This window comes from Sporosarcina sp. ACRSM, assembly GCF_022346545.1.
Taxonomy (GTDB): Bacteria; Bacillota; Bacilli; order Bacillales_A; family Planococcaceae; genus Sporosarcina.
Map to the genome: position 1 here is coordinate 115,744 of NZ_JAKRNU010000004.1, position 14,372 is coordinate 130,115.

The 14,372-nt window shown below is 47.7% G+C and carries 14 protein-coding genes; all 14 read left to right on the forward strand.

Features of this window, described 5'->3' with window-relative positions; all coding sequences use genetic code 11:
- Positions 1 to 72: 72 nt before the first annotated feature.
- The gene (locus MHZ95_RS07880) at positions 73 to 1,047 is read left to right on the forward strand and encodes a DUF4003 family protein (protein ID WP_239390074.1); all 975 of its coding nucleotides are present in this window, start codon (positions 73 to 75) and stop codon (positions 1,045 to 1,047) included.
- A 203-nt stretch (positions 1,048 to 1,250) separates the two neighbouring features.
- A complete protein-coding gene (locus MHZ95_RS07885; protein ID WP_304648998.1) occupies positions 1,251 to 2,249 on the forward strand; it encodes an ABC transporter ATP-binding protein in 999 nt (332 codons plus the stop codon).
- The gene (locus MHZ95_RS07890) at positions 2,227 to 3,153 is read left to right on the forward strand and encodes an ABC transporter ATP-binding protein (RefSeq protein WP_239390075.1); all 927 of its coding nucleotides are present in this window, start codon (positions 2,227 to 2,229) and stop codon (positions 3,151 to 3,153) included. Before MHZ95_RS07885 ends, MHZ95_RS07890 begins: the two co-directional genes overlap by 23 nt.
- 17 nt (positions 3,154 to 3,170) lie before the next feature.
- Positions 3,171 to 4,139, forward strand: a complete 969-nt coding sequence (gene opp4B, locus MHZ95_RS07895) for an oligopeptide ABC transporter permease (protein ID WP_239390076.1) — start codon at positions 3,171 to 3,173, stop codon at positions 4,137 to 4,139.
- 296 nt (positions 4,140 to 4,435) lie between these two features.
- Positions 4,436 to 5,341 carry an ABC transporter permease gene (locus MHZ95_RS07900; RefSeq protein ID WP_239390077.1) on the forward strand — a complete coding sequence of 302 codons (906 nt, stop codon included), beginning with the start codon at positions 4,436 to 4,438 and terminating at the stop codon, positions 5,339 to 5,341.
- A 266-nt stretch (positions 5,342 to 5,607) separates the two neighbouring features.
- Positions 5,608 to 7,368 (forward strand): oligopeptide ABC transporter substrate-binding protein, encoded by a 1,761-nt coding sequence (opp4A, locus tag MHZ95_RS07905; protein WP_239390078.1) that lies wholly within the window; start codon positions 5,608 to 5,610, stop codon positions 7,366 to 7,368.
- A gap of 284 nt (positions 7,369 to 7,652) precedes the next feature.
- A complete protein-coding gene (locus MHZ95_RS07910) occupies positions 7,653 to 8,576 on the forward strand; it encodes a S66 peptidase family protein (RefSeq protein WP_239390079.1) in 924 nt (307 codons plus the stop codon).
- A 526-nt stretch (positions 8,577 to 9,102) separates the two neighbouring features.
- Entirely contained in the window at positions 9,103 to 9,405 is a 303-nt protein-coding gene (gene ureA / locus MHZ95_RS07915; protein ID WP_239390080.1) for an urease subunit gamma, read from the forward strand.
- A gap of 17 nt (positions 9,406 to 9,422) precedes the next feature.
- Positions 9,423 to 9,794, forward strand: a complete 372-nt coding sequence (locus MHZ95_RS07920) for an urease subunit beta (RefSeq protein WP_239390081.1) — start codon at positions 9,423 to 9,425, stop codon at positions 9,792 to 9,794.
- Positions 9,791 to 11,506 carry an urease subunit alpha gene (ureC, locus tag MHZ95_RS07925; RefSeq protein WP_239390082.1) on the forward strand — a complete coding sequence of 572 codons (1,716 nt, stop codon included), beginning with the start codon at positions 9,791 to 9,793 and terminating at the stop codon, positions 11,504 to 11,506. The genes MHZ95_RS07920 and ureC overlap by 4 nt, the downstream gene beginning before the upstream one ends.
- A gap of 119 nt (positions 11,507 to 11,625) precedes the next feature.
- Positions 11,626 to 12,153, forward strand: coding sequence for an urease accessory protein UreE (locus MHZ95_RS07930; protein ID WP_239390083.1), 528 nt, complete (start codon positions 11,626 to 11,628; stop codon positions 12,151 to 12,153).
- Entirely contained in the window at positions 12,095 to 12,835 is a 741-nt protein-coding gene (locus MHZ95_RS07935) for an urease accessory protein UreF (RefSeq protein WP_239390084.1), read from the forward strand. The genes MHZ95_RS07930 and MHZ95_RS07935 overlap by 59 nt, the downstream gene beginning before the upstream one ends.
- A 21-nt stretch (positions 12,836 to 12,856) precedes the next feature.
- Positions 12,857 to 13,486, forward strand: coding sequence for an urease accessory protein UreG (gene ureG, locus MHZ95_RS07940; protein WP_239390085.1), 630 nt, complete (start codon positions 12,857 to 12,859; stop codon positions 13,484 to 13,486).
- On the forward strand, positions 13,479 to 14,285 hold the full coding sequence (locus MHZ95_RS07945; protein WP_239390086.1) for an urease accessory protein UreD: 807 nt from the start codon (positions 13,479 to 13,481) through the stop codon (positions 14,283 to 14,285). Before ureG ends, MHZ95_RS07945 begins: the two co-directional genes overlap by 8 nt.
- Positions 14,286 to 14,372: the final 87 nt, after the last annotated feature.

Genomic DNA, 14,372 nt, shown 5'->3' on the forward strand with positions numbered 1-14,372 from the left:
GAGCCTTTTGCTGAATAAAGATGAAACTTTTTCGAATATAAACCGTATATTCTATAAAGGGGGTTGTGGGAGATGGATGCGAATGTGATTAGGCAGGAAGTCGAAACGACATATGAAAAGGTGAAATCGTTGGCAGGTTGGACGGTGGACAAAAATGTCGTTCTGACTATTACATCGTATTACGTCACATCGGAGAGGGAGTTCGACGCAGAAAGTTTGAGTCGCGCGATGGATGAGCTAAAAAGCCGATCGGGTTGGCTTTCTCCACTACGTGGCAATTTGCTGCCGATGCTGGCCGCTTTTCTCGATCAACCCGGTACGGATATAGACGAAGAAGTGGAAAGGCTTTTTGCCAAGCAGCAAGTGTTAAAAGGAATGGGTTTCCGCAATACAATCCACTCCTATTTGGCTGCGCTTCTTTTAACAGACGATCCGGAACTGTATGAAAATGAAGCGAGGCAAGCTAAAAAATTGTTTGATGCCATGAAAAGGCAGCATTTCTTCCTTACGTCCGATGATGATTATGCGTATGCTGTACTGCTCGGAAAAAGAGGCGAGGATGCGACGGCACATGCAAAAGCGATGCACGTCTATTACGATGCATTGCGTGCGGAAGGATTCCGTGCAGGCAATGAACTTCAATGGTTAGCGCAAGTGATGACGTATATACATATTGAATTTGACGAGAAACTCGTCTCACGTGCGGCGGAAGTGCTGACTCAATTTAAACAAAGTGCGAAAGTCCGTCCTGTCCATTACCCGATGATCGGCTTTCTCACGGTATTTGGGGTGGATGATCAGGAAGTCGGTAAAATCATCGAATTGACGCTTGCGTTGGAAAGCGCCAAACCGTTCAAATCGAACCGGGAAATGGCGCTGTCGATCGGGATTGGTTATATTATGCATATGCTGACGGAAAACGCGGAAGAGGCAACGATCAGTTTGGCTACTTCTGTAGAATTGATTGTCCAAGCACAACAAGCGATCATGGCTGCCACAATTGCGGCAATGGCAGCTTCCACATCTACCAATTCCACAAATTCATAGTACGATGACCTTAAGGATTCCATTCTGAACGAGAGTGGGGTCTTTTTTTTATCCTTAAAAATGCATATTGTCCAAGACTGTTCGCATATTAACAGTAAGAACTTGAATATAGTAGACGTAGCACGCAAAGCGAGGCGGAAAGTTCTATTTCTAGCCCTAAGGAGGGGATTTTCCTGGGAAATCCAATAATAGAAATAGAAAATTTGCGAACATCATTTAGAATCCAAGATGAGTACTACGCTGCGGTAGATGGTGTTTCGTTAACGATCCATCGGAATGAAATACTGGCGATTGTAGGCGAATCGGGGTGTGGCAAAAGCGCCTTGGCGTTGTCCATTATGGGGCTTCATCCTACAAATACTACGAAGTTGGAAGGACAAGTGAATTTTGAAGGCCAAAACTTGTTAAAGTTGTCGCCAGCAAAGTTGAATAAAATCCGTGGGAAAGAGATCGGGATGATATTCCAAGAACCGATGACAGCGCTCAACCCATTGGCAACGATCGGCAGGCAAATTGAAGAATCGATGGATACCCATTTGAAGTTATCATCGGCGGCTAAGAAGCGGCGTACATTGGAACTGTTGCATCGTGTCGGTATCCAAAACGAACAACGTATCTACCGGCAATACCCGCACGAGCTGTCGGGAGGCATGAGGCAACGCGTTGTCATTGCGATTGCACTGGCATGTGATCCAATTCTTCTTATCGCGGACGAGCCGACAACGGCATTGGACGTAACGATTCAGGCGCAAATTATGGACTTGATGAAAGAGCTGCAAACCGAAAGCCAATCAGGCATCATCTTGATCACCCATGATCTTGGCGTCGTGGCGGAAATGGCGGATCGTGTTGCTGTCATGTATGCCGGTGAAGTGGTAGAACTGGCGGAAGTGCGGGAGCTTTTCACCCACCCGCTACACCCTTATACCCGTTCCTTATTGCAGTCCATGCCGGCCAGTCGGAAAGCAAAGTCGAAACTTCATGTCATTGAAGGGGTTGTCCCTTCCCTTCAGAAGCTTGCACGTACCGGTTGTCGGTTTGCCTCGCGCGTTCCATGGGTTCCTGCTTTGGATCATGAAATGCATCCGACATTGCATGAAGTGCGATCGGGCCATTTTGTTCGTTGTACATGCTATCAAAACTTCCATTTCCCTGTGGAAAGCGAAGGAGTCTTGCGAGATGTCTTTACTAAAAATAAATGAATTACAAGTGCATTATCCAATCCGTGGCGGATTTTTCCGTACAGTTGTCGATTATGTAAAAGCGGTGGACGGGGTCAGTTTTGAACTGCAGCAAGGGGAGACCTATGGGCTTGTCGGAGAATCCGGGTGTGGAAAAACGACGACGGGGCGGGCCATTATCGGTCTGAACCGCGTGACAGGCGGGGAGTTATTGTTTGAGGGAAAAAATCTTGCCGAACAAAGCCGTTCGGCAAGGAGGAATCATGTGAAAGATATTCAAATGATTTTCCAAGACCCTTATGCTTCGTTGAATGCCCGGAAAAATGTCCTAAGTATTATCGCAGAGCCGTTACGCAATTTTGAACGGCTGTCGCCTGATGAAGAGTTGAGAAAAGTACAAGCGCTCGTGGAACGCGTCGGACTTAGCCCGGAGGCGATCTATAAGTATCCGCACCAGTTTTCGGGCGGTCAACGACAACGAATCGGCATTGCACGGGCATTGTCGTTAAATCCGAAACTGATCATCGCGGACGAGCCGGTTTCCGCATTGGATGTGTCTGTGCAGGCACAGGTATTGAATTTTATGCAAGAGATTCAAAAAGAGTTTAATTTGACCTATCTGTTTATCTCGCATGACCTAGGCATCGTCAAACATATTTGTGATCGAATCGGCATTATGTACCGCGGCCGTTTTGTGGAAGAAGGCACGGTGAACGATATATATAACAACCCGCAGCATCTTTATACAAAAAGGTTGATGGCGGCCATTCCTGAAATGGATCCGGACAAGCGTCTGGAAAAGCGATATCTTCGTCAAATGATCCACGAAGCCTACCGGACAGAGTATGACCGTTTTTTCAATAAAGATGGACGGGTGTTTGATTTGAAGAAAGTTTCCAATACACATTCTGTTGCATTGCAGTAAAGGAGGAGAACGAGGACGTGTTGACTTTTATGATAAGAAGATCATTGATGATGATTCCACAGCTCCTCCTTCTTAGTATCGTCATCTTTGTATTAGCGAAAGCGATGCCGGGAGATGCGGTGACGGGCGCATTTATGGGCAATCCGGATGCATCCCCGGAAGAGATGGAAAAGATCCGTGACAAATTTGGGCTGGATGAACCATGGTACGTCCAGTACGGTTTGTGGATCGGGAAAGCGGTGCAAGGCGACTTCGGGATGTCCTATGTTCATCAGCAGCCGGTCACTACGCTGTTGGGGAGCCGGATTGCCAATACGGTCCTGTTATCGTTTTTCACATTGGTCGTCACCTATCTGATTGCCATCCCGCTCGGCATTATCGCTGGACGCTGGACGGATTCCTGGGCGGATAAACTCATTGTCACGTATAACTATTTTGCCTTTGCTACACCTACGTTTGTGTTTGCACTGCTCATGCTATTTTTGTTTAGCTTCGTGCTTGGTTGGTTTCCGACAGGCGGCAGTGTCGATATACGGGTGGAGGAAGGCACTTGGGATTATGTCGTCAGTAAAGCGCAACATTTAGTGTTGCCGGTCCTGTCGGGCGCCATTCTCTTTACATTCGGGACGATCCAATATTTACGCAATGACATGATCGATACGAAATTGAAAGACTTCGTCAAGCTGGCCCGTGCAAAAGGGGTGCCGGAATCGAAAGTGTATACACGCCATATTTTACGGAATTCCCTGTTGCCGATTGCCGCTTTTCTCGGGTACGAAATTACCGGTTTGATTGCCGGCTCTGTCTTTATTGAATCGATATTTAGCTACCCTGGAATCGGACAGCTTTTTATTCAATCCATCAGTTCACGCGATTTTACAGTCGTTACGGCCCTCGTCATGATTTCAGGTGCAGCGGCGATCGTTGGGACGATGCTGTCGGATATTATTCTAAGTATGGTCGACCCACGTATCCGCATTGATTGATCCCGTATTAACGGGCAGTAAGACTCCCACCTCAAGACTTAAGTAAAACGATAAGGATAGGTGGGAGATCAACTTACAGGACGCCGCGAACTTAAGTCGCCTTCCTACAGCGGGTAGTTTGGGCATCCATTAAAGGAAGATAAAAGCCCGATTGGTTCGGGCCAACACGATGTTGGTCACACAAGCGTTGTCACAGGACGTGACGCTTTTAGCTTGTGTTCCCCTCAATCAGTGGGGGATGGAGAAAACCCCCACTGATTGAAGTTTCACTTTATGGAAAAGGAGGGGAAGTAGAAATGGTTGCTGTAGACGAAAAGAAATTAATGAAAAAAGTGAAAAAGAGTTACCCATCATTGATGGAAACGATTTGGCGAGAAATTAGGCATGATCAAACGGCGTTCGTCTCTTTGATCCTGTTGCTTTTCATTTTATTATCAGCGTATCTCTCCCCTTTTTTCATTGATATGGCCCAGCTGATGCGTATCGACTTTTTGCAAATGTATCAATCACCTTCTTTGACACATTGGCTTGGAACGGATGACGGGGGAAGGGATGTATTCGGACAGTTGCTGATTGGGACACGTAACTCCTTTACCATCGGCATTTTGGTAACACTCTTATCGGGAATTATCGGACTTGCCTATGGGCTTATTGCCGGCTTCTATGGCGGTGTTGTCGATTCAATCATGATGCGGATTGTTGACTTTCTTATGGTATTGCCTTCGTTGATGTTCATTATTGTTTTCGTTGTCGTCGTTCCACACTATACCGTGTGGAGTTTCATCCTTATGATGAGTGCTTTTTCATGGTTTGGGAAAGCAAGGCTGATCCGTTCCAAAGGATTAGCCGAGCGGGAAATGGATTACATCCATGCTTCCAAAACGTTCGGGACGCCGAGTTGGAAAATCATGCTGTTTGAAATGTTTCCTAACTTAAGTTCGCTCGTTATTGTCAATATGACGCTGACACTTGCAGGGAATATCGGGTTGGAAACGGGGCTGACATTTCTCGGCTTCGGTCTTCCGGCGGGAACGCCTTCACTCGGCACATTGATTAGCTATGCTAAAAATCCGGATATTGTCCAAAATAAGTGGTGGGTATGGTTGCCCGCAGCTTTGCTCATTTTAGTCATGATGTTATGCATCAATTACGTTGGACAAGCGGTGAAACGTGCTTCGGATGCCCGCCAAAGATTAGCTTAATTCGGGGGTTACCCCCGAATTAAGCTAAGCCTCCGGCGGATGTCACAGATTTTGAAAGGAGTTAATCTCTCAAAAGCGTAGGGCGCCTGCCTAGGAGCGACAGGCATAAGGCGAAGATGCGGCGTGGCGCTTTTTGCCACAGAGCAGCTTTGACTTATGACCCGAGCTCCTGGCGCCCGAAGACTAGACGTGAGCAAGCTCGATTCAAAATCCGGACGCAATTACGCCGAGGCGTAATTGATAAAAATTAAGGAGGTTACCTACAATTGAAAAAGCGGCGAATGCTTCTTATGTGTTCACTTCTTGTTGTCGTCGCGAATTTAGCTGCCTGTTCAATGCAGCGGAGCCAAGCGGAAGAGAGACAGATGGCTCCTGAATTCTCTTTGGAAGTAAGTAACGCAACACCCGCCTTGGAAGACGGCGAGTTGACGTATGCGCTCGTCTCGGACACCCCTTTTGAAGGAACGTTGAATCGCGTCTTCTATTCGGGCAGTCCGGATGCAACGGTGATGCAGTTTTTTGATGAAAGTCTGCTTGCGACAGACGCCGAATTTTTGATCACGAATGAAGGCGCGGCAACGTATGCGATTTCGGATGACAATAAAACGATCACATTGACGATTAAAGACGGTGTGAAGTGGTCGGATGGGGAACCGGTCAAGGCATCCGATCTCCTGTATACGTATCAGCTGCTCGGGCACCCCGATTACGTAGGGACCCGCTATACGTTCATGGTGTCCAATGTAGAGGGCATGCCCGCTTATCATAACGGGGAGACGAAAGAAATTTCCGGTATTTCCGTGTCAGCGGATGAAAAAACGATCGCCATCACCTTCACGGAAGCGACGCCATCCATATTGTCGGGGATTTGGACGGTTCCGACACCAAGGCATCATATTGGCGATGTCATGACGGGAGAAGTGACCATCGAGGAAATCATGTCTTCTGACAAGATCCGCAAAAATCCAATCGGTTTTGGCCCGTACAAAATTACGAAAATTGTGCCGGGAGAATCCGTCTTGTATGAGCGGAATGAAAACTATTGGAGAGGACGTCCCGCCTTGCAATCGATTGTCCTGAAAGTGGTCAGTTCCGCATCTATTCTGGAAGTGTTAAAAAAAGGGGAAGCCGATATCGCATCCATTCCGGCCGATCAATATGAAAACGCGAAAGCCATCGACAATATTGAAATCCTTGCAGATGTGGATACATCGTACACGTATATTGGGTTTAAACTTGGTAAATGGGATGCGCGTACAGGGGAAAATCGGCTGGATCCAAACGCCAAACTGGCGGATAAGCGTGTCCGTCAAGCGATGTGGCATGCGATGGATACAAAAACGATTGGCGAGGTGCTGTACCATGGGCTTCGTTTTCCTGCTACATCGTTGATCCTTCCGACATTCAAAAACTTTTATGATGCCAGTGTGAAAGGTCGCCCGTACAACCCGGAAAAAGCAAAAGCGTTGCTAGATGAAGCAGGATTTGTCGATGTGGATGGCGATGGTTTTCGTGAAGATGCGGAAGGAAAGCCGCTCGTCCTGCATTTCGCATCTATGTCCGGCGGGGAAATGGCGGAGCCGATTGCCCAATATTATATTCAAAACTGGGCGGATGTCGGGTTGAACGTCAAATTGGTGGATGGACGCTTACACGAGTTCAACTCGTTTTATGATCGGGTGCAAGCGGACGATCCGAAAATCGATCTGTTCCAAGCGGCATGGGGAACCGGAACAGACCCCGATCCTGCAGGCCTTTACGGTCGTACTGCGGCATTCAATTATAGCCGCTACACAAGCGCGAAAAATGATGAACTGCTTGCAGCGGGAACATCTGAAAAAGCATTTGACATCGAGTATCGCAGGGACATTTACAACGAATGGCAACAATTGATGTGGGAAGATGTACCGATCGCTCCGACCGATTACCGTTATGCATTGATTGGGGTGAATAAACGTGTCGTCAACTTCTCCATTGACCCTGCTTCTGACTATAGTTTGCCTTGGGTTTGGGGAGTAGCGGAATAAGTTCGATGCACAGGCGTCATCCGGGGAACCGGGTGGCGCTTTTTAGGTATAAAGCCTTGATTCGCCGATAAGTGAACGGGGAACGCCGATATTTGGCTGTTGAGCGCCAATAAAGGGTTGTCGAACGCCAATATTTACATGCTAACCGCCGATAAGTGACCAGTAAGCGCCAATATATAGAAACCGGGGATTCACTGATAAAAGGACTTCCAGGCAGAAGTGGAGAATGTATACAAAATGGGCTACTTTACAACGGACTAAGATCGAAAGGATTGGGTATTTATATGAAAATAAGGCCACAGCGTTTGGAACAAGGAGACACAATCGGCATCATTGCGCCATCGAGTCCGCCGAATCAGGAAAGTCTTGAAAAATCACTCGCATTTCTTGAACAACTTGGCTTGAAATGGCGTTTTGGGAAAAATGTCAAAAATGTACACGGCTTTCTCGCAGGAACGGATGATGAGCGCTTGGCGGACTTGCACGACATGTTTGCAGATCCAGCGATTAAAGGCATCATTTGTGCAGGCGGAGGGTATGGATCTGCGCGTTATACAGATCGGATCGACCTGCAGCACATGAAGGAAAATCCAAAAATCTTTTGGGGGTTCAGCGACATTACGTTCCTACATACAGCGATGGGGCTTTATTCGAATTTGGTGACGTTCCATGGTCCGATGCTTGCTTCATGTGTCGGGAAGGATTCGTTTCATGAGCTGTCCGCAAAAATGTTCCAGCAATTGTTCGAGCCGATGGAACTTCATTATACTGAAGCGATTTCTCCTCTGGAAACAGTGGCAGGTGGCATCGCAAGAGGCGAACTCGTCGGCGGGAATTTATCTTTGCTCGTCAAAGGGATGGGGACGAAGTTTGAGTTGGATACAAAGGGGAAACTTTTGCTGATCGAAGATGTCGGCGAGGAACCTTATCGAATCGATGGCATGTTGAATCAGCTGCGGATGGCCGGAAAACTGGCGGATGCGGCGGGAATCATCATCGGCGATTTTGCAGATGCGGAACCGAAGAAAGGAAAGGACTCTTTGACGCTGGCTGAAGTGTTCGACCATTATTTGGGCAATCTAGGGATTCCCGTTGTCAAAGGCTTTCAAATCGGTCATTGCCAACCCCATTTTGCCGTGCCGCTCGGCGTCGAAGCCCAGTTGGATGGGAATGAACGGACGTTGACCATCTTGCCGGGAGTTGAATAAAAAAGAAGGCTTGATGATCCATGCGGAAATTGACATGGATTTTCAAGCCTTTTTGTTTGATAACCGTTTTTTTAGGGTAGTTTGGTATGAGAATAGATGATTGGAAAACGAATGTGATGATGCTTTGCAATGCATAAAGTTGAAGAAATCGGCATCAGGCTATATAATAGATTAGTCATCGACAAACCTCGACAAACTCTTCTTAAGCCCGATTCCATAGGGTTCCAACCGACCGGACGTCTGTTCCGAATTGCATGCTCATGCAACTATATAAAAAACATTAATTAAAAAAGAAAACGGAGTACGTGAATTATCTGAATCAATAGAGATTTGGATTTTTTATCTTTATTCAACGGGCAACCAAACGATCATTGAATAAGGAAAGGCAGGTTCAGTTCGCCGCATCCTAAAAGGAGAGTGCCTTAATTTCTGCAAAGATCACAGAAATACGGCAAATCGAACCCTTCGCTGTTCGATTGGCAACACCTGCATAATAATTGAATAATAAAAAAAGAGGTGCTTAGAATTGAAGTTATCGCCAGTTGAACAGGAAAAATTGCTGTTACACGTTGCAGGTGAGCTTGCATTGAAGCGTAAAGAACGCGGTGTGAAGTTGAATTACCCGGAAGCGGTTGCACTCCTCAGCCATTACATCATGGAAGGCGCGCGTGACGGGAAAACGGTTGCGCAGTTGATGAGCGATACAAAGCATGTGCTGACAGTGGATGATGTTATGGAAGGTGTCGGCGATATGATCAGCGATGTACAGATTGAATGTACATTCCCGGATGGCACAAAACTCGTAACCGTCCATAATCCGATTCAATAATAAGGGAGGTCATTTTTTTGATTCCAGGAGAGATTAGACCAGCAGAAGGCTTCATCGAAATAAACGTCGGGCGCCCGGTTAAGACAATCCGTGTGTCCAATACAGGCGATCGTCCGATACAGGTTGGTTCACATTTTCACTTCATCGAGGTTAACAGGTTTCTTGAGTTCGACCGTGAGCAGGCGGTCGGAATGCATTTGAACATTCCATCGGGAACAGCCGTGCGTTTTGAGCCGGGTGAGGAGAAAGAAGTCGAGTTGACGGAGTTCGGTGGCAAGCGACATGTTTTCGGTTTGAACAAGTTAACGGAAGGCTCTACGCATAATAAGGATGAGATTTTAGATAAAGCGATCGAAGGTGGCTTTAAAGGAGCTGAGGATAGTAAATGAGAGTAACACATGATCAGTATGCGAAAATGTTCGGTCCAACGGTAGGAGACAAAGTGCGTCTGGCGGATACGGACCTGTGGATCGAAGTCGAAAAAGATTATACGACGTATGGCGATGAAGGCGTTTTCGGCGGTGGGAAATCTTTGCGTGTCTCTATGGGACAAAACGGCAAAAACGTCCGGGATGAAGGTGTGCTCGACGCAGTGATCACGAATGTGGTGATCATCGACTACACAGGGATTGTCAAAGCGGATATTGGCATTAAAGATGGCCGCATCATCGGTATCGGTAAAGCCGGAAATCCGGACTCCATGGATGGTGTAGACCAAGATATGATCATCGGGGTCGGAACAGAAGTGTATGCAGGAGAAGGACTGATCGCGACAGCGGGTGCCATCGACACACATATCCACTTCATCAGCCCGGAGCAGGTCGAGACGGCATTGAACGCTGGAACAACGACGTTCATCGGCGGCGGAACCGGCCCGGCAGCGGGTTCGAAAGCGACCAGTGTCACACCGGGCGTGTGGCATCTTCACCGGATGCTACAAGCGGTTGAAGATTTGCCGATCAACGTCGGTCTTCTTGGGAAAGGGAGCGCTTCCGTTCCTGAACCGATTGTCGAGCAAGTCCGTGCCGGCGCAATTGGCATGAAAATCCATGAAGACTGGGGTGCGACTCCGGCTGCACTCGACCAGAGCCTTTCGGTAGCGGATGAGTATGATATCCAAGTGGCCTTACACTCAGACACGCTCAACGAGGCTGGATTCGTCGAAAATACGATTGAAGCGATCGACGGTCGCGTCATCCATATTTTCCATACGGAAGGAGCGGGCGGCGGTCACGCACCTGACCAGTTGAAATTGGCAGGGCACCCGAATATCTTGCCGGCATCCACTAATCCGACAAAACCGCTTACGACAAATACAATCGACGAACATTTGGACATGCTCATGGTTTGTCACCATTTGAAACATGATGTGCCGGAAGACGTAGCGTTCGCGGATTCACGTATTCGTCCTGAAACGATTGCAGCAGAGGACATCATGCAAGATCTGGGGATCCTCAGCATCATGTCATCCGACTCACAGGCGATGGGTCGTGTCGGAGAAGTGACGATTCGTACATTCCAAACAGCAGACAAAATGAAAAAACAACGCGGCCCACTTCCACAAGATGAAGGAAAAGGGAATGATAATTACCGCGTGAAGCGCTATATTGCAAAATTGAATATCAACCCTGCGATTGCACAAGGAATCAGCCACGAAGTCGGTTCACTGGAAGAAGGAAAACTGGCGGATATCATCCTTTGGGATCCGGCATTCTTCGGCGTGAAAGCGGAAGTCGTCATTAAAGGCGGTATTGCTGTCTATGCGATGACGGGCGACCCGAACGCATCCATTCCGACACCGCAACCGATGATGGGACGCCGCATGTACGGCTTCCATGGAAAAGGGCCGCAAAACGCAGCGATGACATTCCTGCCGAAAATCGCAGTGGAGGAAGGTCTTCCTGAAGAGCTCGGCTTGAAGCGGATGATCGGTACAGTGAAAAACTGCCGGAATATCGGCAAGAAAGATATGAAGCATAATAGCGAAACACCGGACATCGATGTCAATCCAGAAACCTATGAAGTGAAAATCGATGGCGAATTGGCGACTTGTGAACCGTTAAGCGTTCTACCAATGGCGCAACGTTATTTCCTATTTTGAGCGAATTGTTAATAACTTGTTGAAGTAAAGGGACGAGAATCATCCGAAAAGACAGGTGAAATGACAAGTAGAAAATTCCACCTTGTCTTTTCGAATATTGTTGTGAAGGAGAATGCACAATGCTGATTACAAAAGTCATTGGAAATATCGGTACGGAAGAAGAAGTTGCAGGGAAAAAGACAGAATGGCTTGAACTCGACTGGGAAGAGTTGAGTAAACGTATTTTGCGCAGGGAAACAGATCAGGGCACGGATATTGCGCTGGCGCTCGAACAATCTCATGAAGATCACGAACACGATCATGACCATGATGACCACGACCATGATCATGGAGACCACGGTCACCATCATCACGAACGCCAAACCTTGCAATATGGCGATCTTTTATACGAAGATAACGAACGTCGTATTGCTGTGCGCACGAAAATGGAGCCGGTCATTGTCATCCGTCCGAAAAATATGACGGAAATGGGCAAGACAGCGTTCGAACTCGGCAACCGCCATACACCTGCACTTATTGAAGAAAATGAAGTGATTGTACGTGCAGACCATACGCTGAACAAATTATTGGACGAAGTGGGTGTCGACTATGAAACAACTGAAAGACGCTTCAAACAACCGTTCAGATATCGCGGACATTCCCACTGATTCCGCGTTGCTACGCCTGTTCCAAATTCATGATTCCGCCTTTCCAATTGGTTCGTACACCCAATCATATGGGATGGAAACGTATATCCAGGAAGATCGAATTCGAACGAAGGAAGATTTGATTAACTATTGTACGTCCTTTCTTTTCCATAACTTGGTATATGGAGACGCGATTTTAATCCAGGCGGCATATGCAGCAGCCGAAGAGCGGGATCTTGAAAAACTGCTTGAACTGGAGCAGCTTTGCGGGGCGATCAAATTGGCGAAAGAATCACGTGATGCCAGTGTGAACCTTGGCAGGCAATTTATTCGGACGGTATCACCGCTTGGCACGGATGATTTCCTAGCCGAGTGGAAAGAACGGATGGAAACGAAAGAAATTAAGGGACATTATGCTGTCCTTTATGGCATATACAGCGCGACGACAGGTGTGAGTGTCCATCATGCGGTGTTGACTTATCTGTTTGCTTCATTGAACGGGCTCGTTCAAAATGCAGTCCGTGCGGTACCTTTCGGGCAAAACACGGGTGTCCAAGCGATGTATGAATTGATTGATCGCGTGACGGAAGCGGCTGATTTGGTGTCAACATTGACAGTGGATGACCTGAGCAACAATGCGCTTGGCATCGAGCTTGCTTCGATGAAACACGAATATTTATTCTCAAGATTGTTTATCTCTTAATTTTGGAAGGAGTTTTTCAATATGAAACCAGTACGTATCGGCATCGGTGGTCCAGTAGGATCGGGGAAAACATCACTCGTCGACCAACTGACACGTGCGATGCATAAAGACTATAATGTGGCGGTTATTACGAATGATATTTACACACGTGAAGACGCCCAGTTCCTCATCAACAACGGTATACTTGAAGAAAATCGTATTTTAGGGGTTGAAACAGGTGGTTGTCCACATACGGCCATCCGTGAAGACGCGTCGATGAACTTTGCTGCGATCGATGAATTGAAAAATCGTTTCAACGACCTTGATATTATTTTCGTAGAAAGCGGCGGCGATAACTTGTCCGCAACATTCAGCCCGGAACTTGTTGACGGTTATATTTATGTCATCGACGTGGCGGAAGGACAGGACATCCCGCGTAAAGGCGGTCCGGCATTGACGCGCTCTGATCTGTTGTTGATCAATAAAACGGAACTTGCTCCACATGTCGGCGTAGACCTTGAATTGATGGATAGCGACGCTAAAAAAATGCGTGGTGGCCGTCCATATATTTTCACAGACGTCAGAACGCAGAAAAATGTCGATAAAGTCGTCGACTGGATCAAGCACAGCATGTTATTGGAAGGTGCGGGCTCCGCTGGTTCCGATGATTAAGCCGTCCCGTGTCAATCATCACGGCAAGCTCGATATGGCGTTTGAGCCGAGACGGGGCTACACGCGAATGCCGCATGTTTACCAACAGCCCCCGTTGAAAGCGAGTCGGGAATTGTACGAAGGCAATGATCCAACAGCCACCGTCTACATCATGGAATCATCAGGCGGCATGGTCGCGGGGGACCGCAATGATATTACAGTCAAACTCGCGCCGGATAGCCGGGCGCGTCTCGTGCAACAAGCCGCACTGAAAATCTATCCATCCCATACAGGCGATACATGCTACTTGACCATCGATGTCGAACTGGGAGAACGCTCGCGTTTGGAATGGATGCCAGAAGTGCTCATCCCGTTCGCAGACGCCAAATTCCAAGTGGACACTACCCTTCGCATAGCGGGGGATGCCACGGTCATCTGGGGCGAGATTGTCGCGCCGGGACGCGAAAAACGAGGCGAAATCTTTGCCTATCAATCATTCCGCTCCAATTTCAAAATCCTAGTCGAAAACGAACTGCTCGCTTTTGACACGCTCCATTTTTCGCCACGCGATGTGCCGTTTGCAAGCATTGGCGTTTTGGAAGAAGCGATGTACGTTGGCTCCATCTGGCTCGTCTCCCCGAAAGCAGACGACATCGACGTGCGTGCACTGCAAGAAACATTGCGTGTTGAAGAAGGTTTAAAAGCAGGGATTACACGGTTGGAAGGAAACGCCATCCATTGCAGATGGCTCGCAGTAGATCAGTGGACGATGCAAGAAGAAATGAAACGTCTATACGCGCAATTGGCGAGTATGGTATGAAGGGCACTCCGGTTAGGGGTGCCTTTTTTGAAATGGTGGTGTGATGTTGTTTAGTTAGTTGGAAGGGGTATGAAGTTCACGAAAACG